The organism is Halobaculum limi (assembly GCF_029490015.1).
Classification (GTDB): domain Archaea; phylum Halobacteriota; class Halobacteria; order Halobacteriales; family Haloferacaceae; genus Halobaculum; species Halobaculum limi.
Genome location: NZ_CP120468.1, coordinates 233,129 through 254,818 on the forward strand (window position 1 = coordinate 233,129; position 21,690 = coordinate 254,818).

General features: G+C 66.7%; 22 protein-coding genes and 1 tRNA gene. 8 read left to right on the forward strand and 15 right to left on the reverse strand.

Features of this window, described 5'->3' with window-relative positions; all coding sequences use genetic code 11:
* Positions 1-48 precede the first annotated feature (48 nt).
* The 4 genes from P0D77_RS01125 to P0D77_RS01140 are packed head-to-tail and all read left to right on the forward strand — an operon-like array spanning position 49 to position 4,093.
* Entirely contained in the window at positions 49-873 is an 825-nt protein-coding gene (locus P0D77_RS01125) for a helix-hairpin-helix domain-containing protein (protein ID WP_277554297.1), read from the forward strand.
* A 45-nt stretch (positions 874-918) separates the two neighbouring features.
* Entirely contained in the window at positions 919-2,526 is a 1,608-nt protein-coding gene (locus tag P0D77_RS01130) for an anthranilate synthase component I family protein (protein WP_277554298.1), read from the forward strand.
* A complete protein-coding gene (locus P0D77_RS01135) occupies positions 2,523-3,113 on the forward strand; it encodes an anthranilate synthase component II (RefSeq protein ID WP_277554299.1) in 591 nt (196 codons plus the stop codon). The genes P0D77_RS01130 and P0D77_RS01135 overlap by 4 nt, the downstream gene beginning before the upstream one ends.
* Entirely contained in the window at positions 3,110-4,093 is a 984-nt protein-coding gene (locus tag P0D77_RS01140) for an aminotransferase class IV (RefSeq protein WP_277554300.1), read from the forward strand. The genes P0D77_RS01135 and P0D77_RS01140 overlap by 4 nt, the downstream gene beginning before the upstream one ends.
* Before the next feature lie 58 nt (positions 4,094-4,151).
* Here the strand turns inward: P0D77_RS01140 and P0D77_RS01145 are convergent, their stop codons facing one another.
* Positions 4,152-5,402 carry an RNA-guided endonuclease InsQ/TnpB family protein gene (locus P0D77_RS01145; RefSeq protein ID WP_277554301.1) on the reverse strand — a complete coding sequence of 417 codons (1,251 nt, stop codon included), beginning with the start codon at positions 5,400-5,402 and terminating at the stop codon, positions 4,152-4,154.
* A 174-nt stretch (positions 5,403-5,576) separates the two neighbouring features.
* Between P0D77_RS01145 and P0D77_RS01150 the strand changes: the two genes are divergently transcribed.
* Positions 5,577-6,005, forward strand: a complete 429-nt coding sequence (locus P0D77_RS01150; protein WP_277554303.1) for a Rieske (2Fe-2S) protein — start codon at positions 5,577-5,579, stop codon at positions 6,003-6,005.
* A gap of 35 nt (positions 6,006-6,040) precedes the next feature.
* Here the strand turns inward: P0D77_RS01150 and P0D77_RS01155 are convergent, their stop codons facing one another.
* The 5 genes from P0D77_RS01155 to P0D77_RS01175 form a co-directional block, all read right to left on the reverse strand.
* Positions 6,041-6,487: a hypothetical protein gene (locus P0D77_RS01155; RefSeq protein WP_277554304.1), complete on the reverse strand. Its 447-nt coding sequence runs from the start codon at positions 6,485-6,487 to the stop codon at positions 6,041-6,043.
* An 82-nt stretch (positions 6,488-6,569) separates the two neighbouring features.
* Positions 6,570-6,644, reverse strand: a tRNA-Met gene (locus P0D77_RS01160).
* Positions 6,645-6,724: 80 nt separating this feature from the next.
* Positions 6,725-7,267, reverse strand: coding sequence for a GtrA family protein (locus tag P0D77_RS01165; protein ID WP_277554305.1), 543 nt, complete (start codon positions 7,265-7,267; stop codon positions 6,725-6,727).
* The gene (locus P0D77_RS01170; protein WP_277554306.1) at positions 7,264-8,094 is read right to left on the reverse strand and encodes a glycosyltransferase; all 831 of its coding nucleotides are present in this window, start codon (positions 8,092-8,094) and stop codon (positions 7,264-7,266) included. The genes P0D77_RS01165 and P0D77_RS01170 overlap by 4 nt, the downstream gene beginning before the upstream one ends.
* 77 nt (positions 8,095-8,171) lie before the next feature.
* Positions 8,172-8,423: a hypothetical protein gene (locus P0D77_RS01175; RefSeq protein WP_277554307.1), complete on the reverse strand. Its 252-nt coding sequence runs from the start codon at positions 8,421-8,423 to the stop codon at positions 8,172-8,174.
* Positions 8,424-8,531: 108 nt separating this feature from the next.
* Between P0D77_RS01175 and P0D77_RS01180 the strand changes: the two genes are divergently transcribed.
* Positions 8,532-10,937: a DUF2298 domain-containing protein gene (locus P0D77_RS01180; RefSeq protein WP_277554308.1), complete on the forward strand. Its 2,406-nt coding sequence runs from the start codon at positions 8,532-8,534 to the stop codon at positions 10,935-10,937.
* On the opposite strand, the gene P0D77_RS01185 is transcribed toward P0D77_RS01180, so the two are convergent.
* The 8 genes from P0D77_RS01185 to P0D77_RS01220 all read right to left on the reverse strand — a co-directional run bounded on the left by P0D77_RS01185 (position 10,918) and on the right by P0D77_RS01220 (position 18,280).
* Positions 10,918-11,802 carry a hypothetical protein gene (locus tag P0D77_RS01185; protein WP_277554309.1) on the reverse strand — a complete coding sequence of 295 codons (885 nt, stop codon included), beginning with the start codon at positions 11,800-11,802 and terminating at the stop codon, positions 10,918-10,920. The genes P0D77_RS01180 and P0D77_RS01185 overlap by 20 nt on opposite strands.
* 98 nt (positions 11,803-11,900) lie before the next feature.
* Positions 11,901-12,167, reverse strand: a complete 267-nt coding sequence (locus P0D77_RS01190; protein WP_277554310.1) for an HAH_0734 family protein — start codon at positions 12,165-12,167, stop codon at positions 11,901-11,903.
* A gap of 148 nt (positions 12,168-12,315) precedes the next feature.
* On the reverse strand, positions 12,316-13,023 hold the full coding sequence (locus P0D77_RS01195; protein ID WP_277554311.1) for a class I SAM-dependent methyltransferase: 708 nt from the start codon (positions 13,021-13,023) through the stop codon (positions 12,316-12,318).
* 209 nt (positions 13,024-13,232) lie between these two features.
* Positions 13,233-13,985 (reverse strand): ABC transporter ATP-binding protein, encoded by a 753-nt coding sequence (locus P0D77_RS01200; RefSeq protein ID WP_277554312.1) that lies wholly within the window; start codon positions 13,983-13,985, stop codon positions 13,233-13,235.
* Positions 13,982-14,857, reverse strand: coding sequence for an ABC transporter ATP-binding protein (locus tag P0D77_RS01205; RefSeq protein ID WP_277554313.1), 876 nt, complete (start codon positions 14,855-14,857; stop codon positions 13,982-13,984). The genes P0D77_RS01200 and P0D77_RS01205 overlap by 4 nt, the downstream gene beginning before the upstream one ends.
* Positions 14,854-16,038 (reverse strand): branched-chain amino acid ABC transporter permease, encoded by a 1,185-nt coding sequence (locus tag P0D77_RS01210; RefSeq protein ID WP_432764818.1) that lies wholly within the window; start codon positions 16,036-16,038, stop codon positions 14,854-14,856. Before P0D77_RS01210 ends, P0D77_RS01205 begins: the two co-directional genes overlap by 4 nt.
* Entirely contained in the window at positions 16,035-16,949 is a 915-nt protein-coding gene (locus tag P0D77_RS01215) for a branched-chain amino acid ABC transporter permease (RefSeq protein ID WP_277554315.1), read from the reverse strand. The genes P0D77_RS01210 and P0D77_RS01215 overlap by 4 nt, the downstream gene beginning before the upstream one ends.
* Positions 16,950-16,954: 5 nt before the next feature.
* Complete coding sequence (locus P0D77_RS01220) at positions 16,955-18,280, reverse strand: ABC transporter substrate-binding protein (protein WP_277554316.1); 1,326 nt, start codon at positions 18,278-18,280, stop codon at positions 16,955-16,957.
* Between the two features lie 184 nt (positions 18,281-18,464).
* On the opposite strand from P0D77_RS01220, the gene P0D77_RS01225 reads away from it, so the two are divergent.
* Positions 18,465-19,292, forward strand: a complete 828-nt coding sequence (locus P0D77_RS01225; protein ID WP_277554317.1) for a proline dehydrogenase family protein — start codon at positions 18,465-18,467, stop codon at positions 19,290-19,292.
* Between the two features lie 5 nt (positions 19,293-19,297).
* Here P0D77_RS01225 and P0D77_RS01230 read toward each other — a convergent pair whose 3' ends face one another.
* Entirely contained in the window at positions 19,298-20,011 is a 714-nt protein-coding gene (locus P0D77_RS01230; protein ID WP_277554318.1) for a helix-turn-helix domain-containing protein, read from the reverse strand.
* Positions 20,012-20,135: 124 nt separating this feature from the next.
* Here P0D77_RS01230 and P0D77_RS01235 point away from each other — a divergent pair, with 124 nt between their 5' ends.
* Positions 20,136-21,656, forward strand: coding sequence for an aldehyde dehydrogenase family protein (locus tag P0D77_RS01235; protein ID WP_277554319.1), 1,521 nt, complete (start codon positions 20,136-20,138; stop codon positions 21,654-21,656).
* Positions 21,657-21,690: the final 34 nt, after the last annotated feature.

Genomic DNA, 21,690 nt, shown 5'->3' on the forward strand with positions numbered 1-21,690 from the left:
TTTTCGGGCGCTGGATTTTTAAAAAGCGCCGGCGTGGTTCCGTCCAATATGGGAATCCTTCAGTCGATCAAGCGTCTGCTCGGGTTCGGGAGCGAGCAAGACAACGGCGCACGGCAGACAGAGACGTCGGTGACGGTCGAACGCGAACGCGACAAACCGGACACCGAGACGGAAGCAGCGGTCAAAGGAACGGACGACGCAGACGAGGAGACCGCCGCCGAATCCGCTGAGTCCGAGGCGTCGGCGGCGTCGGTCGACGAGTCCGAACCCGACGACGTCGCCGGGAGCGACCCAGCGGCGACGGACCACGACGAAGCGGAGGCAGTCGACGAACCCGTTGCTACCGAGACGGACGCCGACGCGTCGACCGGGTCGCTCGTCGACGAGGCGGAAGCCAGCGAGGACCCGGCCGCGGCAGCCGAACCGGCGGAAGCCGCCGGCCCCGAGTCCGAGGACATCACCACGGACGTCGACGACGTCGACGTGGACGCCGAGGAAGCGGTCGATGAACCCGAGGAGTCTGTCGAGGACGACGCGGAAGCCGAAGCCGACGAAATTGAGGAAGCCGACGCTGGGGACGTCGACGCCGACGAGACAGATGCTGTCGACGACGACGCAGAATCGGCGGCAGACGACGACGTAGAATCCGCGGCCGACGAGGAAGACGAAGCCGAGGCTGACGACGACGACGGCGTTCCCGTCGACGAGATCAAAGGCATCGGCCCGGCGTACGCAGACCGCCTCGCAGAGTTGGACATCCACACGGTCGCGGATCTGGCGGCCGCAGACGCCAGTGAGGTGGCCGAAGGGACGAGCGTCTCCGAGAAACGCGTGAACCGCTGGATCGACCGCGCGACCGAGTTCGAGTCGTAGTCGGCGAACCGAACCCGCTTTTTCCTCCCCGTGGCACGGACAGGTATGGAGACGGTCACCGACCGCAAACGGTTCCGAGCGCTCGCGGCCGACGCCCCGCCCGACGCCCGGATTCCCGTCGAGTGCCGGGTCGCGGTCGCGGACCCGTTCGACGCCTACCGCCGGGGCCGTCACGCCGACCGGCCGGGCGCGTTCTACGAGACGACGGGCGGCCAGTCGGGGTGGGGCTACTTCGGCGTCGACCCGGTCGAGACGCTGACCGTCGGCCCCGACGCCGTCGTCCGCGACCCCGACCATCCGGGCCACGGCGACTACGCCGCGCCGTCGCCGACGCTGGAAGCGCTCGACGGCCGCCTCGACGGCGAGACGCTCGTGCGCGGCGACTGCGACGTGCCGTACCCCTGTGGCGTCCTCGGGTGGCTCTCGTACGACGTGGCCCGCGAACTGGAGTCGTTCCCCACCGACGGCGCGGTCGACGACCGCGGCCTCCCACGGTTGCAGGCGGGCGTGTACGCCACGCTCGCCGCGTGGGAGGAACCACGCGACGAGGACGGCGAGACAGTCCTTCGGATCACCTCCTGCCCCCGACTCGCTGACCACCCGGACGCCGACGCCGCGTACGACGCCGGACACGCGGCGGCGGAGTCGCTTGCGACCCGCGCACTCGATGGCGACCCGTCGATCGGACCCCCGCCAGCGACCGCCGCCGACGCCGTCCGTTTCGAGAGCGACTGCGGCCGCGACGCCTACGCCGACCGTGCCCGCCGCGTCAAAGAGTCGATCCGTGCTGGCGACACCTTCCAAGCGAACGTGAGCCAGCGGCTCGAAGCGCCCGCCGCAGTTCACCCCGTCACCGCCTACGCCGCGTTGCGGGCGCGCAATCCCGCGCCGTACTCCGGCTTGGTTGAGTTTCGCGGCGTCGACCTCGTGAGTGCGAGCCCCGAACTCCTCTTGCGACGCGACCCCGGCGACACAGACGCCGCCGCGAGCGACAACGCGGTTCGACTCGAAACGGAACCCATCGCGGGCACGCGACCCCGCGGCGGCGACGCCGACGCCGACGACGCCCTCGAAGCCGAACTGACGGGCGACGAGAAAGAGCGTGCGGAACACGCGATGCTGGTCGACCTCGAACGCAACGACCTCGGGAAGGTGAGTCGCTACGGCAGCGTCTCGGTGCCGGAGTACCGCCGTGTCGACCGCTACTCGGAGGTGATGCACCTCGTCTCGCTGGTGGAGGGCACCGAACGCGTCGACCGCTCGATAGCCGACACACTCGCGGCGGTGTTTCCCGGCGGCACCATCACCGGCGCGCCGAAGCCCAAGACTATGGACATCATCGACTCGCTGGAGGGCACCCGCCGCGGGCCCTACACCGGGTCGATGTTCGCGGCGGGGTTCGACGGCCGCCTCGTCGCCAACATCGTCATCCGCACGCTCGTGCGCACGGGCGACCGCTACCACCTCCGCGTCGGCGCGGGCATCGTCCACGACTCCGACCCCGAGGCGGAGTACGAGGAGACGCTGGCGAAGGCGCGAGCGCTCGTTCGATCGGTGGACGATGCTCTCGATGGCCGGATGGAACTCGCCGACGACGAGAGCGTCGACGGAGAGACGGCCGGCGAGGAGACGGACTCGGAGGTGGGCGAGTGACCCGCGTCCTCGTCGTCGACAACTACGACTCGTTCGCGTACAACCTCGTGCAGTACGTCGGCGAACTCGCCGACGAGGTGCTGGTCCGGCGCAACGACCGCGTCGACGTCGACGGCATCCGCGACCTCGACCCGGACGGCGTCGTCGTCTCGCCCGGCCCGGGAACTCCAGCGGAGGCGGGCGTCTCCATCCCGGTGTTCGCGGAGTTGTCGTACCCGACGCTCGGCGTCTGTCTCGGTCATCAGGCGCTGTGTGCCGCCAACGGTGCCGAAGTGACGCTCGCGCCCGACGTGGTCCACGGGAAGCCCTCCGACGTGCGCCACGACGGCCGCGGCGTCTTCCGCGGCCTCCCCGACCGCGTCGAGGTGGGGCGGTACCACTCGCTGTGTGTCGAACACGACGCCGTTCCCAACACACTCACCGAGACTGCCCGCACCGACGACGAACGCGAGGTGGTGATGGGCGTGCGCCACACCGACCGTCCGCACGTCGGCGTGCAGTTCCACCCCGAGAGCATTCTCACGCCCGACGGGAAGGCGATGGTCCGGAACTTCATCGACATCTGCGAGCGTGGGGGATTCCGATGAGCGACGACCTGCGGTACCACGTCGACGGCGACCTCGTGCCCGCGAGCGAGGCGTCGGTGTCGGTGCGCGACCGGGGCTTCCAGTACGGCGACGCCGCCTTCGAGACGGTTCGCACGTACGGCGGGACGCTCTGGCGGTGGGACGCCCACGTCGACCGCCTGTTCGACACGCTCGAGACGCTTGGGATGCCCGCCGACGAGATGGGCCTCTCGCGGCTCGACCTCCAAGCCCGTGTCCGCGACACCCTCCGCGCAAACGGCCTCCGCGACGCGTACGTGCGCCTGTCGGTCACGCGCGGGGAGACCGCCGGGTTCGCGCCGCCCGACGCCGCCGACACCGACCCGACGATAGTGATCCTCGTGAAGCCGCTTCCCCGCGGCGGCCGCAAGTCCGCGGGCGAGGAGTCGACGTGGGACGGCCCCGCAACCATCCAGACGGTGAAGACGAGACGGATGCCCGACCGCGCGATTCCGAGCGACGCGAAGACGCACAACTACCTCAACAACGTCCTCGCCCGCGTCGAGACGCGCGTCACCGGCGCGGACGAGGCGGTGCTGCTCGACGACGAGGGGTACGTCGCCGAGTGTTCGACGGCGAACCTCTTCTTCGTCGCCGACGACGCCATTCGAACTCCGTCGCTGGAGGGGCCGGTCCTCCCTGGCGTTACCCGCGCAGAACTCCTCGACATCGCCCGCGAGGAGGGCTTCCCCGTCGAGGAGGGGCGGTACGAACCCGACGACGTGCGCGGGGCCGACGAGGCGTTCATCGCCTCGTCGATCCGCGAGATCCGACCCGTGGGCACGTACGACGGCGTCGATATCGGCGGCGGTCCGGTGACGACGCTGCTCTCGAAACTGTACGACGACCGGGTAGAGCGCGAGTGTTACACGGGTGGCGACAGGGGCGGCGACGAGAGCGGCGACGGTGGGGGCACCGACAGTGACGACAGCGAACACGGGAACGCAGCAGCGGACGAGTGACATCCTCCCCGTCGTAAACGACGGGGCTTCCCGTGCCACAGGTGGGATATTTGCTGGTCTACGACACCACTTGTTCTCTCGTGTGAAACGTCCCGCTCTCGCGGTCGAACAAGTGTGTCGATGGCTGTGCCACACAGCCGTTACTCCTATCCTCGCCGTGAGGACTCGGAGTTATCTTCTGACGCATATTCTCCGCCCCGTTACAATCCGCGTTGGCTACTAGCTCACACGACGAGCAGACGTACAAACCACGTTCGACACGGTTCGACTTCGTGTCGTCACCACACCGTGAACACGTCTTCGACGTATCCCACTCGTTCTCTTTCAGCACCCCAACCCCTCGAATTTCGCCCTTGTAGTCGAGGTACTGGTAGATGCGGTCGAACGCCCACGTGTGGAGTTTCTTGTTGCCGGTCTTCCCCCAATCAGATTCGCGCACGTCTTCGGGCCAACTCACTGCAAGCGTGCCAACACCGCGTTCGACACACTCCGTGATGATGGCGTCTGTCAGCGTGTGGTAAAAGTGCGTCTCGCGGTCAGCGAGTTTCCTGCGTGCCCACATCGACTGCTCCGACGGCTCGCCCTCACCCTCAGTGTCGTACTCGGCTCGCGTGAAGTAGTGCTTGTCCTGCTTGAGCGAGTTACCGGGGTAGAGAACGTATTCGTCTGGGAACGCGACCGTGGCGATGTTTGTGATACCGAGGTCAATACCGGCCACTTGGTCGCCCTCAGAGTCGGTGGTTTCGAGTTCGACTTTACAGACGAAGTGCATTTCCCACTCGTCACCGTTCCAGACGGCGCGAACGTTCTGTACCTTGTTGACTTCCGAAAGGTCAACGTCGGGCCGAGTCTGGTACTCACAGAGGATGAAGTCTGAGAAGTGTTCTTTGAGGTTCGAGCCTTTCGAGAGTCGAACGCGATTGTTCTCAGGGTCGTGTTTGAACCCGTCTTCTTTGAACGTGACTGTACTCTTGGGTCGGGTGTCGCCGTGTTTGCGGTAGCCAGGCGGATTCGCCTCGTCAAACTTGTGTCGCAGGTCGAACCACGACTGGAAAGCGTCAGAAAGTTCTTCAATGACTTTCTGACTGGATTGTGCGTTCAGGTTTTTCCAGCACGACTGGTTCTTCATATACGATTTAAGAGAACCTTCGTTGGGAATCTTACCGATTGCGTTCCAAACTCGGTCGGCTGTCCATCGTGCGACGTTCCAGATTTTCGAGGCGGAATCGCCGAGCGAGTCGAGGCCATCGCGTACTTGTCGGTGGTTCTGGATGGAACCAACGTAGGTACGAGTGACCTGAATCGCCATACATAGCCTATATCCAAGTAGTTAGTTAATGCTACGATTAGCGTGGAATATCCGGTCTGTCATCGACGGTGGACTGCATAGGAAGTGTCGGATTCACTCCCGCCGTAAACGGCGGGATTCTCTCCTAGCAGGAAGATAGGGAGGCATACAAGCCTGCCCACCCTCACGTCGCGTATGGACGAGGCCGCACGCGTCGTCGACGCCGACGACGTGGTCGAAGGCGAGACGCTGTTGTTCACGGTCCGAGACGACGACGGCGACCTGGGCGAGGCGTTCTGCACCCGCCTGTCGGACGACACGGTCGTCGCGTACCGTAACTACTGCCAGCACTGGACGGACGTACACCTCGACAACGGCGACGGCGCGCGGGTGACGAACGGCGAAGTGTGGTGTCAAAAACACGGCGCGACGTTCCAACTCGACACTGGGTACTGCGACTTCGGCCCCTGCGAGGGGTCGGTGATGGAGTCGGTCGACGTCGTCGTCGCCGACGGCGGCGTCTACCTCGCAGACGACGAGTACGACTTCGAGCATCGGGGGCCGAGCGGCGTCGACAGCGACGCCGGAACCGGGGGCGGCCGAATCGACTTCACCGGGAACTGAACGAGGAGTCGTGACCGCGTGTCGGTCGCCGCACCTCACTCGGTGGACAACGCGGTCTCTGCCGCACCGAGGTCGGCGTCGACCGCGTCGCGCATCGCTTCGACGACGACCGTCGGATCTGCACCGGGGTCGAGCGAGACGAACAGTCCCTCGCGCCCGGTGTACACGCGGACAACCGTGAGGTAGTCCAGTCCGGTGGCGATGTACTCGACGCCGTTAGCGATGGGGAACAAGTCGTCGACGACCAGTCCAATCTCGGAGAAGTCGATGCCGGCGTACTCGTGGATACGGTCGAAGTGCGCAGTCATCTCCTCGTCGTCGCGGTAAAACGAGTGCGTCAGGTCGTCGACGTACGCCAACTCGTACGTCTCGGGCGTAAAGGGCGCGACGACGTGCAGCGAGTCTGCGTCGTCGAGTGCGTCTTCGATGGCCGCGATAACCGCGTCCACGTCGAACGAAACGACAGACTCACTCGTGGTCATACGTGTCCGGGTTGCGGTGTGCCGTGAAATAGCCCACGGTCCCCTCAAGCAGTGAAGAACGCGTAGAACGGTCGGCCAGGTATAGCGGGAGGTAGATTTGAACTACCGATCTCCGGGTTATGAGCCCGGCGGAATCTCCTGGCTATCCCATCCCGCTACCAGAGTAGAACGCACCGCGACTTGTAAGGGTTGTGTTTCACATCCCGCCGCCGTGTGCGTGTTTCACGCACCCGCGAGTCACTCCAGCACGCGCCAGGTGAACACGCTCTCGGCGACATAGTTGAGCGTGAGGCCGACGCCGATGCCGACGAGGTTGGCCACGGTGGGCCAGAGGTCCCGACCGGCGACGACGAGCGTCAGGTCCGTCTGTGCGGTGAGCAGCCACAGCGTCGCGAACGCGACCGAGAGGCCGCCGATGCGGACGAGGTGTGAGCGACCCCACCGCCGCGCGAGTGCGAACGCTCCCGCCGCACCCTCCTTGCCGAACGTGTAGCGGTCGTTGAGCAGGAACATCAGCGAGATGGATGCCTCCGCACCGACGGCTTTCGCCGCCAGCGGCGACGCGGCAACGGTGGTCGTGAGGAGGGCGACGATGACCGTCTCCAGCGTCGCGCCGGCGACGCCGACGGAGACGAACTGTCCGATGCGGACGCCCGACACGAGCGCAGTCAGCCCGGATTCAGCGTCTGCATCGGCGTCCGTGTTCGTGCCCGACCCGGCGTCGGTTGCCGTCCCGGTGTCGGTTCCGCCGTCGGGCGTCGCGTCGATGTCGCCGCTCATCGTGGCTCACCGTCGGGGTCGGTGGTCGGATCGGCGGTACCAGCGCCACGACGCTCTCGGCGGTCGACCAGCGACACCTCGTCTTCGCGGTCGAGGAGGCGGTGGAGGCGGTCGTCGCGGATGAGTCGCGCTCGGTGTCGGGCGACCAACAGCCCACGACCCATGTCGAGCGTGTCCGAGACGGGCGAGACGGTCGACCCCGGCTGGTCTTCCCACGCGACGGGCACCTCGCGCAGGCGGTAGTCGAGCGCCCCCGCGACGGCGATGAGTTCGATGTCCCACGCGAACCCAGGTTCATACAGGTGGTCGCGGATACCCATCCACGCCTCGGCTGTGAGCGCCTTCGCGCCACACTGGTAGTCGTACAACTGCGCCTCGAGCAGACGCCGGGCGACCCACGCGAAGCCGTCGCCGAGGAACCGACGGGCGAGCGTCTGGTGGGAGCGGACGATGGCGTCGGGGTGGCGCCGCGACCCGACGGCCAGGTCGACCGTCCCGTCGACGGCCGGATCGATGACCGATTCGAACGACTCGGCGGGCGTCGCGCCGTCCGCGTCCGCGAACGCGTACACGTCCGTCGAAAGCGCCTCGAACCCAGCGGTGATGGCCGCGCCCTTCCCACGACGGCGCCGAGCCACGTTGCAGTCGACGCCCTCGGGGAGGTCGAGGTCGTCGGGGTCGGTCACCGCGGCGACGCCGACGGGGGCGTCGAGTTCGACGCGGAGTTCGTCGGGGTCGATGGTGCGACGGATCGAGCGGAGGTACGTTCGGAGCCGACCCGGTTTGGGGTTGTAGGCGGGGACGACGACGCCGACGGTCGGCTGCATAGCCCACGCTTCCGTGTGTGTAGATAAAAACGGTGTGAAACGGACGACGTGTGAAGTCGGTCGGGACTCGGCGGCGACTACCCTGTCAGGAACGAGACGACGAACAGCACGAACCCCGTCACGCCGAGCAGCCCAAATATCGGGAGCGCGAGCACCTCCGCCTGGTCGGGGAGCGATCCGAGCGCGACGAGTGCGCGGACCGCGAGGTAGCCGAGCACGGCACCGATGAGGCCGAACCCACCGGCGAACACCAGCCGTCGGTCGCCGCGGGGGCCATCGGTGGTCACCGAGTCCGCTCCACCCGTCGCATCGACGTCGTCGGATGACACGCGTCTACTCGCGTACCGCATCCCGTTAACCGTTTTCGCCGACTGCCGGTCCGCTGGCTTCGGCACGGAGGGAAAGGAACTTACCGCACCAGCGACCGGTGAGTACCGATGGAGTACGGTCTCGTCGTCCGCTGGCTCGTCGCGTTTCTCGCGCTCGCTGCCGTCGGCGTCCCGCTGACGGCGCGGCTGTTCCCCCGCTCGGCGACGCGCGGTGCCGGATTCGCCCTCCCCGTGTCGGCGCTGACGCTCGGTCTCGTCGCCTTCTGGGCCGGGCGCGTGACGTTCGGGCCGCTCACGCTCGCCGTCGCCCTCGTCGTCCTCTGTGCGCTGGCGGCGGCGTCGCTGCTCGACCGAGCGGCCCTCCGTGGCGGGTCGCTCGCGGTCGACGAAGACGCCGTCGACGCCCTCCCTAACCGAACCGTCCTCGTGGAGACGGCGGCGGTGTTCGCTGTCGCGTTCCTGTTCGTGGTGCTCATCCGTGCGTTCGACCCCGCTGTCGACCCGAGCGCGGGCGAGAAGTTCCTCGACTTCGGACTGCTCAAATCCCTCTTGCGCGCGACCGCGCTCCCGCCGGAGGACATGTGGTTCGCGGGCGAAGCCGTCCGCTACTACTACGGCGGCCACCTGCTCGCGGCGCTGTTCGCAATGGTGACGGCGACGCCCGCCCGATTCGCGTACAACCTCGCGCTCGCGGGCTTCTTCGGGATGCTCGTCGTCGCCGTCTACGACCTCGCGGGGAGCGTCGCCGCGAGTCGCGGGCGCTCGCGCCGCACCGCTGGCCTCCTCGGGGCGTTCCTCGTCGGCCTCGCGGGCAATCTCTGGACTGCTGGCTGGGCGCTCCTCCAAGCGTTCCCGGCGGGCCTGCGCTCGACCGTCGGCGGGGTCATCGGCTTCGACCCCGCACCCATCGCGGACGCGCCGTTCTCCTACTGGACGGCGAGCCGCGTCATCCCCGGCACCATCAACGAGTTCCCGCTGTTCGGGTGGCTCAACGGCGACCTCCACGCCCACATGACGATGACGCCGTTCCTCCTGCTGGGAGCGGCGCTGGCGTTCGCGCTGTACCGCACTCCGGAGTCGGAGACGCGCCGTCGTCGCCTCCTCCTGTTCGGGGCGATTCCCCTCCTCGGCGGCTTCCAAGCCGTCGTCGACACCTGGAGTTTCCCGAGCGTCTTCGGACTGGCGTGGCTCGCGGTCGCCGCCGCGCCCGCCGCGCCGCGTACGCTCCTGCCCGGTCCGCTGGCCGCTCGCGTCGACGATCTCCTCGGCGAGACGGGCGACGCCGTCGCCGACGGCGGGCGACGCCTCAGCGACGAACTCGCGCGACCCGCCGTCGCCGCCGGCCTCGTCGCTGGGGCGGGCATCCTCGCACTCGTCGTCGCCGCGCCGTTCCTCGTCGGCGCGGTGACCGGGAGCGGCAGCGAGCGGTCGCTCGCGGTGTTGCCCATCGAGATGCGCTCGACGCTCAACGGCCTGCTCATCGTCCACGGCGCGTTCGTGGCGACGTTCCTCGTCGGCCTGCTGGGTGCGGTCGGGCGCTCGCGCCCGCTCGCCGTCGTCGGCGGTATCGGTGCGCTGACGGCCGCGGGTATCGCGGTCGGCCTCCCCGCGCTGGGCCCGTTCGGCGCACTCCTCGTCCTCGGGTGGGTTGCGCTCAGAACGGACCGCGCCGGGTTCGAGACGGTCCTCGTCGTCGGCGGTGCGGGTCTCGCACTCGTGGTCGAACTCGTCTTCCTGAACGAGCAGGCCGGGCCGGGACGGATGAACACCGTGTTCAAGACGTACGCGCAGGTGTGGCCGCTGTGGGCCGCCGCCGCGGGCGTCGTCCTCACGGGCCTGCTTGCGGCGGTTCCGCGTCCGGACGCCTCGCGACTGTGGCCGAGCGAGCGAACCCGCGACATCGGGGCGACGGTGTTCGTCGCACTCCTCCTCGTCTCGACAGGCGCGTACGCTGTCTTCGCGGTGCCCGTCCACATCGACGAGGGCTACCCCGAGGAGCCGACGCTCGACGGTAAGCACTTCGTCTCCGTGTATCACCCCAGCGAGGAGCGAGCCATCGATTGGCTCGACGACCGCGAGGGCCAGCCTGCGATGCTGTCGGCTCCGGCGACGAGCGTGTATCCGGGCGCGGAGAACCGCTACGGCCACTCCCCGCAGATGTACCGCTGGCAGGCGAGTCCCGCCGCCAGCCTCACCGGCCTCCCGACGGTCGCTGGCTGGCATCACGAAGTCGGCTATCGTGGGCCGGAGGCGTACTTCTCGCGGGTGCGTGCTGTCGACGACGCGTACACTTCGAAAGCCGCCGCCGTCGAGGTGCTGCGCGAGTACGACGTGCAGTACGTCTGGGTCGGCCCCGCCGAGCGCACCCGCTACGCGGACTTCGGGATGATCGACTTCGACTCGATCCAAGGCGTCGAACGCGTGGAGGCGGCGTCGACGCCGACGGTGACGGTGTACCGCGTGACGAACGCGGAGTTGCCCGCGGCGAGTACGGTCAACTCGACCGACGGGTAGCCGACCGCGACCGGCCGACGACGCGGAGACTCCGGCCGAGGACAAACCCGGCCGATCCGAGGACGACCGCGAACGCCGACGCCGCGACGACGGCGAGCGTGACGTCCACCGCCAAGCCGCCGCCGCTGATACCGCTGCGCAGGTAGTGGAGTCCCGTGCCGCCGAACAACGGCGCGAACACCATCACCCACGCGACGAGCAGGCCACCACCCCGCAGCGCCGGCACCGCCGCGACCGCAACCCACGCGAGGATGATGACCGCACCGACCGCCGGATTACTGTATATCGGGGCGAGCGGAAAGAACAGTTCGGGGACGGAGACCGTCGTCATCGTTGGCGGCGCTTCGGGAGCGGAGCCGACGACGGCGGCCGCACTAATGAGGAGTCCCCCAGCGACGGCGAGCCATCGGAACGCCGTCTCTCGTGGACCGACGAGCACCCCACGGAAATCGTCGGCGACGACGCCGCTGTCGCTGGCGTCACGGTCGATCCACCGACCGAGTGCGTACCCCGCGGTACCGACGACGCCTGCGGCGAGGGCCGCGAAGCCGAGTGGAATGGCGACCGATTCGGGTGAAGTGACGGGTCTACGGACGAATCCCGCCCACAGCCAGCCGACGACGAGACCGAACACGAGCAACCAACTGCCGACGATACCGTCGTTCAACCGGGCGTTCGTCGCCGCGAGCGCCCCGCCGACGAGGACGAACGTGGCGACGAAGGAGGAGACTCGATCGAAGAGCGCGGGAACGGCGGCGAACAGGTAGCCAATCAGGGCCAGCCCGAGTGCGGCCGCGAACACCGCAAGCGACCGGTAGGGGTCGCGGCCGAGGAGGGCGTCACGGAGGTCGTTCGTGGAGGACACGTCGACCGTTCGACGGGCGGGCCGAAAAAGCTGGGAGACGTGTGGCTCCGAACGGAGCGCACAGTCGAGTCGCAACCGTCGCGAGAACGAGCCCCGACTTAGACGGTGAGGTCGCCGCCCTTCTTCACGATGTCGAGCGCCTCGGCGTCGATGGTGTCAACGTCGAGCCAGTGGGGGACGTACTCCTTCTTCTCGAATCTCTCGCGCTCGTCGTCGGTGCCGATGGTACACCACAACTGCGGCTCGTCGGGACCGTGGTACTCGCCCTGGCGCTGGACGGAGAAGACGCGCATCTCCTCGCCGTCGTAGTTGATGACGCCGTCCTTGCGGAGGCCGGGGTCGCCGTGGACGATGAGCTTCTTCATACGCCGGGGTTGGCGGGTTCGTACACTAAGGGTTTCGATGCCGCGCGTGGCGGCGGATCGCACCGACGCAGGCCCGAGTCAGTCGCACGATCCACGGCTGGAACGACCGAGTCAGTCGAGCCAGCGTCACCACCGGTCACCGGCGCTGTCACGCCTCGTGCCGCAACGCCAGTGAGTACATCCGACCCGTCGGGTCCGCACCCTCCGCAGCCAGTCGTTCGGCCCGGCGCAGGAGTGGGTCGGCGACCTCGTCCGGGACCGCCGTCGCGGCTCGTCGTGCCGCGTCGACGTGTGCATCCATATGCTCCTGCGTCCACGGCACCGGGTCGAGGAGCGTCGTCGTCCGCTCGTGGGTCCACCCGTGGCCCTCGAACAGGGTTCGGAGTTCGTCCGCCGGGTAGAACACGTAGGCCGGTCGCGCCGCGGCGAGTTCTGCGAGCGCGTTCTCGACGGCGAAGAGCCGCCTGATACGGGAGTCGGATGGGTGGGGACCGTAGTCGTCGATCACGAGCCAGCCACCGGGAGCGGCGACCCGCGTTAGCTCGGCGGCGACGGCCGCAGCCGTCTCGTTCGGCAAGACGTTGAACAGTCCGTGCGCCACCACCACGTCGACAGTGTCGTCCGGGAGTGGGATCGCACCGAGATTCGCTTGGAGGACCGTCGCCGCCGGACAGCGCTCGCGTACCGTCTCAGCGTGGTCGACCTCGTCCGTCACCGAGTACACCGTCTCCGCGTCGGCCGCGAGGAGTCCCGCGGTCCCGTTGCCGACTCCAGCACCGGCTTCCAGTGCCGTCGCGCCCTCGACGGGCACCGCTTCGAGTGCGTTCGTCACGGTGTCTGGGATGGAATCGGTCACGTGTCGATCGTACCGACCGCGTGCCAAAAAATGTCAGCTAAAACGACGCAGGGAAGACGTCTTCCTGAGACTGCTGGGGAACGTTGTACAGTGGACGGTAGCCGGGCGTCGTGACGACTGGTCGGTCTGCGCTCCGAGTCGCTCCGTGACAGGAGTCGCTGTGTGTCGGTTAGAAGAGATCCGGACGGGGTCGGGCGCGGTCCGCCCGTCTACCCGCCGAGGTAGAGCTTCGACACTTCGGGGTTGTCCAGCAGGTCGTCGGCGTCGTCCGCGTACGCGACGCTCCCCTGGTCGAGGACGTAGCCGGTGTCGGAGATGGCCAGTCCCTTCCGAGCGTTCTGCTCGACCATCAGGATGGCCGTGCCGAGTTCGTTGACCTCCTGCACGTCGGCGAACACCTCGTCTGCGGTGTTGGGCGCGAGCCCCGCCGACGGCTCGTCGATGAGCAGGACGTCCGGTTCCATCACGAGCGCACGGGCGAATGCCAACACCTGTCGTTGGCCGCCCGAGAGCGTCCGCGCCTTCGCCGTCCGCTTCTCTTCGAGGATGGGGAAGCGGTCGTACAGTTGTTCGAGGACGGGTTCGAGGTCGTCGTCGCGGGCGACCCCGCCCATCCGGAGGTTCTCCTCAATGGAGAGCGTCCCGAACACGTTGTCCGTCTGCGGGACGTAGCCGATGCCGATGCGGACGATTTCTTCGGGTGCGGTGCCACCGATGTCGTCGCCGTGATAGCGGACGTGCCCCTGCCACGGCGTCAACATCCCGAACACCGTCTTGAGGACGGTCGACTTCCCGGCCCCGTTCGGACCGACGAGACACGCGATCTCGCCCTCCGAGAGCGTGAGCGAGAGGTCGTCGAGCACCTGCACGTCGCCGTAGCCGCTGTCGACGTTCTCGACGGAGAGGATGACGTCGTCTCCGTCGGCAGTAGCGGCGGCGGTGGCGTCGGCCTGCTGGCTCATACACCACCACCTCCGAGGTACGCGTCGATCACGCGGTCGTCGCCGCGCACCCCGTCGGGCGACCCCTCGACCAGGACGCTCCCGCGGTCGAGGACGACGATCGGGTCGGCGAGATTCATAATGAACTCCATATCGTGTTCGATGATCAGGAAGGTGATGCCCTCCTCCTCGTTGAGGCGGGCGATGTGGTCGCGGAGTTTGTTCGCCAGCGTCGGGTTGACCCCGGCGACGGGCTCGTCCAGCAGCAGGATCTCAGGCTCCGCGAGCATCGCACGCGCGAGTTCGACCAGTTTCATCTGGCCGCCAGAGAGGTCGGTCGCCGCTTGGGTCGCGAGGTGGCCAATCTCGAACTCTTCGAGGATCTGCTGGGCGTCCTCGAGGTTCGCACGCTCCTCCTCGTGGACGGTGTCGCCGCTTGTGAACAGCGAGATGAACGACTCGCCCGTCTGCGTCTGCGGGCCGACGAGCATCGCCTCGCGGACGGTCATCCCCTCCAACTTCCGGGGAGTCTGGAACGTCCGGATGAGGCCCTCGTCGGCGATTTCGTGCGGCTTGGCGTCAGTCACGTCGACGCCGTTGACGCGAACCGATCCCTCGTCTTCGTCGTAGAAGCCCGAGATGAGGTTGAACAGTGTCGACTTCCCGGCACCGTTGGGGCCGATGAGCCCCGTGATGGTGCCGCGTTCTACCTCGAAAGAGGCGTCGTCGGTGGCGACGAGGCCACCGAACGTCTTGCGGAGACCGTCGACTTCGAGGACGACGTTCTCCTTGTCGAGGTTCGCCCCCTCGTAGACCGCCGGTGACTCCGTCTCGGGCGCGTCCGCAGCCTCAGCGGCCTCCGCGCTCTCGGCGGTGTCGGCCGTGTCGCTCACGAGCCATCACCTCCGTCGGCCGCGTGCGGTCGCTGGCGGTCCCCGTGGTCGGGGACGTCTGCCTCGTCGACGGCCGAGGGCCAGATGAGTTCACGCTGCGGCGGGAGGACGCCCTCCGGCCGGAAGCGCATAATGAGGATGATCAACGCGCCGACCGCAAGCAGGCGGAGTGGCCCGATGTCGAGCGTGATGAACTCGACGCTGTTGAGGAAGCGCGTCCCTTCGCGGATGGCGATGACGACGAAGCCGCCGAACATCGCCCCCCGGTTGGAGCCACTCCCGCCGAGGATGACCGCGATCCACACGTAGAACGTGTTGATCGGCTCGAAGTCGCCGGGGCTGACGAACAGGTTCAGGTGCGTGTAGAACACTCCCGCCAGCGCCATAATGACGCTGCCGAGAACGAACGACTGCATCTTGAACCCGTACGTGTTCTTGCCCAGTGCCTCCGCGAGGTCCTCGTCGCCGCGGATGGTCCGCAGGACGCGCCCCCACGGCGAGCGGTGTGCTCGCTGGAGGATCAGGAACGTCACGCCGACGAACACGAACACGAGGCCGACGTTCAACAACGCCTGATAGAACGGTTGGTTCAACACGATGGGACTCCCCGGAATGATCTCGATCCGGAGACCGGGCATCGCCTGCGGGAACGTCGACAGCACGGGCCAGCCCTCGAAGAAGCCGGGAATCCCGCGCAGACCGGCGCTGCCGTTCGTGTACTCACGTTCGTTCAGCACCACCAGCCTGACGACCTCCGCGAGGCCGAGCGAGGCGATGGCGAGGTAGTCCGCACGCAGTCGCAGCGTCGGAATGCCGATGATCACCGCGACGACGGCCGCGAGCGCGAGGCCCACGACCAGTCCCAGTAGCGGATTGAGTCCGCCCGCGATGGGGGAGTTGTCGGCCGTCAACAGCGCCGAGCCGTACGCGCCCAAGCCGAAGAACGCCGCCACGGAGAAGTTGATCAGCCCGGTGTACCCCCACTGGGCGTTCAGCCCGAACGACAGCAGGACGTACATCCCGACCAGTCCGAGCAGGTACAGGAAGTACGTCGGCCCGAGGCCGCCGGTGACGAGACCGATGAACAGCAGGCCGAGCAAGCCGCCGATGAACGCGACGACGCCCTGTTCGGTACGTGTCAAGTCGGTGAACGACTCGCGCACGCCGCCGATGGCGCTCACGTTCCGGTCCCCCCGGCGATGCCGTTCGGCCGGACGAGCAGCACAGCCACCATAATCACGAACGCGATGGCGTTGGCGTACTCGATGCCGATGGGAATGCCGATGTCAGTGAGGATGGGCGTCATCTGGTTGATCATCCCGATGAGGAACCCGCCGAGCATCGCACCGTAGACGGAGCCGATACCGCCGAGGATGACGGCGGCGAACACGACCAGCAGGATGTTGAACCCCATCCGTGGGGAGATCTGGTTGTAGAGGCCGAGGAACACGCCCCCGGCACCCGCCAGGCCCGCGCCGATGACCCACGTCCACAGCGTGATGCGGTCGACGCGGATCCCGCTGACGCGTGCCAGCGAGGGGTTGTCCGCGGTCGCACGCATCTTCCGGCCGAGGTCGGTGTACTGCAACAGCGTGTGCAGGCCGGCGACGAGAATCGCCGCCGAGACGATGATCGCCACGTCGTGGAGCGTCATCCGAATACCGAACGGAATGAGCGCCTCGATGGGGCGGAGCACCTGGATGCCGAACTCGGTGAAGTCGCTGCCGAACTGGAACTGGATGATCGCGCGATACACGAACGCGACGCCGATGCTCGTGATGAGCATCCCGATGGAGTCGACCTCCAACGGTTCGTAGATGACCTTCTCGGTGATGACCGCGACGAGAGCGGCGACGGCGATGCCGACGACGAGTGCGAGGAAGAACCCGAGCGGAAGCCCGAGGAACCGCGCACCGAGGCCGCCGACGAACCCAAAGGTGACCAGCGCCGAGTACGCCCCCACGGTCATCGTGTCGCCGTGTGCGAAGTTGGCGAAGTCGGCGATGCTGTACACCAGCGACAGTCCGATGCTGGCGAGGACGATTATGCTGGAGAACACCAGCCCGTTCGCCATATATTCGAGGACTGACATCTACCTCAGCCTTCGATAGTTCCGGTCTGGACGTACTCGTGGTCTTGGACGGTCAGGATCTGCAAGAACCCGACCGGGTCACCGTTCTCGTCGAAGTCGATTGGGCCGGAGACGCCTTGATAGTCGATGTCCGACGCCGTTCCGTCGTCGCCGAGGACGTTCATCGCCTCCTCGAAGGTGAACACCTCCTCACCCTCGGGTCGGGTCACGTCGCGGACCGTCTCCTGCAGCGCCGCGCCGGTGAACTCGTCGGCCGTCGCGATGGACAGCGCCGCCGTGACGACACAGTCGTACGCGAACGCCGACCACGACGTCGGTGCCTCGCCGTACTCAGACTCGAACTCGCTGGCGAAGTTCTGGTAGTTCTCCTGGTCGATGGCCGCCGAGGGCGTCACGATCTTCATACTGTCGAGACTCCCCTCGGGCGTGTTGGCGAGGACGTCCGGCCCTGCGACGGAGTCGGCCCCGTAGAACTGCGCCTCGTAGCCGTTGGAGTACGCCTCCTGGGCCATCGTCGTGAATTCGGGCTGGTAGGTGATGAACAGCCACGCGTCCGCGCCGGAGTTGGCCATCCCCGACACCGTCGAGGAGTACGACGACTGCCCCTGGTCGTGGGGCTGGTCGTACGCGATTTCGCCGTCGAACGACTCGCGGAACGCCTCGGCGAGGCCCTGCCCGTAGTCGTTGTTCACCCACGCCATCGCCACAGAGTCGTAGCCGTCCTCGCTGACGATGTTCGCGAGCGCCGACGACTGCGTACTCCCGGTCGGCGACATCCGGAGAAGGCCGGGGAAGTTCGTGAGATCGGGGCTGGTAGAGTTCTGACTCAGTTGCACCACGTCGGTTCCCTGAATGACCGACTGGTAGATGGCCAGCGAGACGCCCGACCCGACCGCACCGATGAGGAACGGGACGCCGTCCTGATTCACGAGTTTCTGCGCCGCGGAGACGCCCGCCTGTGACTCGGACTGCGAGTCCTCTTCGATGATCTCCAGTTCGCGCCCGCCGATGCCGACGTCGTTGACAGCCGACAGCGCCAGTTCCTTCCCGCGTTGGTTGCGTTGGCCGAACGCCGACAGCGACCCCGTGAGGGAGTTGACCATCCCGATGGTGTACGGTCCGGAGTCGCCCCCGCTGTCGCCGCTCCCGCTGTCACTGTCACTTCCGTCGCTTCCGCCACCGTCGCCGCCGGACTCGGTGTCCGACTCGGTGGGTTCGTCGTCGGTCGTGCTCACACAGCCAGCGAGGCCGGCGAGGCCACCCAGCCCAGCCAGTCCCGATGCCTTCAGTACGTCACGCCGGTTCGGTCCGATCTCGTCATTCGATACCATGACTAACAGTACCTTTCGTCCACAAGTATATCCCTATATCCCGTCCCGACCATGGTCGGATTCGGGATGATCATTACTAGTGAATCCGCAGACAGCGGGAACCTATTGGTATTTATCTGAATAAAAACGTATGAAAAATATGGTCGGGTGGCTCTATAGGTAGCCGGGATCCGGAGTCGACGCTATGATACCGCCTATCGCGAGCAACTTCGTCGCGGGGGAGTCTCCAGGGGCCGCCCTGTCGCACGTCGAGGACCTGAATCGCCAGGGCGTCGGTGCCATCTTGAATCTCCTCGGGGAACATTACCACGAGCGTCCGGCCGCCGACGAGGACGCCGACGCGTACGTGTCGCTCGTCGAGGACCTCGCCGCACGCGACCTCGATGCGTGCGTGTCGGTCAAACCCTCACAGATCGGACTTGGCGTCTCTGACACCGCGTTCGAGGAGAACCTCGCGCGTATCGTGGATGCCGCCGAGTGCTTCGTCTGGATCGATATGGAGGACCACGAGACGACCGACGTAACCCTCGACGCGTTCGAGCGCCACGCAGTCGAGACCGACGGCAACGTCGGCCTGTGCGTGCAGGCGAACCTGAAGCGGACGCCCGACGACCTCGAACGACTCGCATCGCTGCCCGGAAAGATTCGGCTGGTGAAGGGCGCGTACGACGAACCGAAGTCCATCGCGCACACGAAGAAGGCTCGCGTCGACGAGGCGTACCGCGACTGCCTGGAGTTCATGTTCCGGGAGTTCGACGACGGCGTCGCCGTCGGCAGCCACGACCCGAAGATGATCGACTACGCGGCCGAGTTACACGCCGAGTACGGCACCGACTACGAGGTACAGATGCTGATGGGCGTCCGTGAGGAGGCGCAAGTGGAGTTGGCGGCCGACGGGGTCGAGGTGAACCAGTACATCCCGTACGGGTCGAAGTGGTTCCAGTACTTCTACCGTCGCGTCCGCGAACGCAAGGAGAACGCGCTGTTCGCGCTACGGGCGGTGCTCAGTTAGGGCTCTTAGGGGTCGAGCAGTTTCGCCTCGGCTTTCCGCAGGTGCTCCAACAGCGTCGTCTTCGAGATGCCGATGCGGTCGGCCAGTTCTCTCGTCGAACACCCGCGAGGCCACTCGTAGTAGCCCGCCGCACGGGCCTCCTCGAACACCTCTCGCTGGGTCGGCGTCAGCGTGTCGAGTCGCTGTTCACGTTCAGAGCGAGTCGCGGGGCCGTCCGACGCGGTAATCGACACGACTGACACCTCCGCGCCGGCGTCCGCGCGGACGGCGTCGAGCGCCGTCTCCATCTCCGACCGCTCCCCGGTGAAGCACAACTGCCACTCCTCGCGCCCGTCCTCGATGCGGACGGGAGCGCTGTGGACGAAGCCGTGGCGCAACAGCGTCGGACAGACCATATCGTTGGGGTCGTACTCGAGGAAGAACTCGCGAACGACGTTGCCGGGGGCGTCGCGGGCGCGACCGAACCGCTCCTGGAGTTCGAGTATCTCACCGGCGTGTTCGGACGCGCGGATCGTCTCCAGCAGTTGCTCTACCTCCTCGTTCGTGTCGCCAAACGCCGTGAACAGTCCGTTGACCGACTCGGGAGCCATCTTCGGAGTGTCGTAGATAGCGTGGGCTAACACACCGCCTCCGGTCTGCTCGGTCGCCTCGATCGCCCAGCAGTTGGGGTGCCAGAGGTCGATCGTCAACCGTGTCCCGGCGTTCAGCGCTTGACTCATCGTCTGTCTCGTCACGGCCGACACGTATATGTGAATTGGTAGCACCACAGACTCGCCGGACGATGGGGGCCACCCGACCATGGACGGTTCGGGAGTTAGGATACCGGGTGGTGGAATTCGATCTATGTCGGAGACCTACCAGCATTACATCGACGGCGAGTGGACCGACGGCACCGGCGACGAGACGTTCGTCAGCCGAAACCCCGCCAACGGCGACGAACTGGGCGAGTTCCGTCGCGGCACCGAAGCCGACGTCGACCACGCGGTCGCGGCCGCCGACGAGGCGTTCGAAGAGTGGAAGGAACTCTCGCACATCGACCGCGCAGAGTACCTCTGGGACATCTATCACGAACTCAAAGAGCGCCACGAGGAACTCGGCGAGGTCGTGACGATGGAGTGTGGCAAAGAGATCAGCGAGGGGAAAGCCGACGTGACCGAGGCGTGGCACATGGTCGAGTGGGCCGCCGGCGACGCCCGCCACCCGAAAGGTGACGTGATCCCCTCGGAGATTCCGAGCAAGGACGCCTACATGCGCCGGAAGCCGCGCGGCGTCGTCGGCTGTATCACGCCGTGGAACTTCCCGGTCGCCATCCCGTTCTGGCATATGGCCGTCGCCCTCGTTGAGGGGAACACGGTCGTGTTCAAGCCCGCCGAGCAGACGCCGTGGTGCGCGCAGATCCTCGCAGAGATGTTCGAGGACGCCGGCGTCCCGGACGGCGTGTTCAACATGGTGCAGGGCTTCGGCGACGCCGGCAACGCCATCGTCGAGGACGACCGCGTCGACACCGTCCTGTTCACCGGCAGCGCCGAAGTCGGGCACAAGATCGCGAGCAAGGTCGGCGGCGAACCCGGCAAACTCGCGGCGTGTGAGATGGGCGGCAAGAACAACATCGTCGTCACCGAGCAGGCCGACCTCGACACCGCGGTCCACTCCGCGACGATGTCCTCCTTCAAGACGACCGGCCAGCGCTGTGTCTCCTCCGAGCGCATCGTCGTCCACGAGGACGTGTACGACGAGTTCAAAGAGCGGTTCGTCGCCAACGCACAGAACGTCGCCGTCGGCGACCCCCTCGACGAGGACACGTTCATGGGGCCGCTCATCGAAGAAGAGCACAAGGAGAAGGTCTCCGAGTACAACCAACTCGCGAAAGACGAAGGCGTGAACGTCCTCGTCGACCGCGAGGAACTCGACGACGACGAGATTCCCGACGGCCACGAGGACGGCCACTGGGTCGGACCGTTCGTCTACGAGGCGGACCCCCACGACGACCTCCGCTGCACGCACGAGGAGGTCTTCGGCCCGCACGTCGCCCTCCTGAAGTACAGCGGCGACATCGAGGACGCCGTCGATATCCACAACGACACTGACTACGGCCTCGCCGGTGCGATCATCTCCGAGGACTACCGCCAGATCAACTACTTCCGCGACAACGCGGAGATCGGTCTCGCGTACGGCAACCTCCCGTGCATCGGCGCGGAAGTCCACCTGCCGTTCGGCGGCGTCAAGAAGTCCGGCAACGGCTACCCGTCGGCCCGCGAAGTCATCGAGGCCGTCACCGAGCGCACCGCGTGGACGCTCAACAACTCGAAGGACATCGAGATGGCACAGGGCCTCTCGGCGGACATCAAGACGAAAGAGGACTGAGTCGCCGACTGTCGGTCGCGGTCGTGTCGTACCT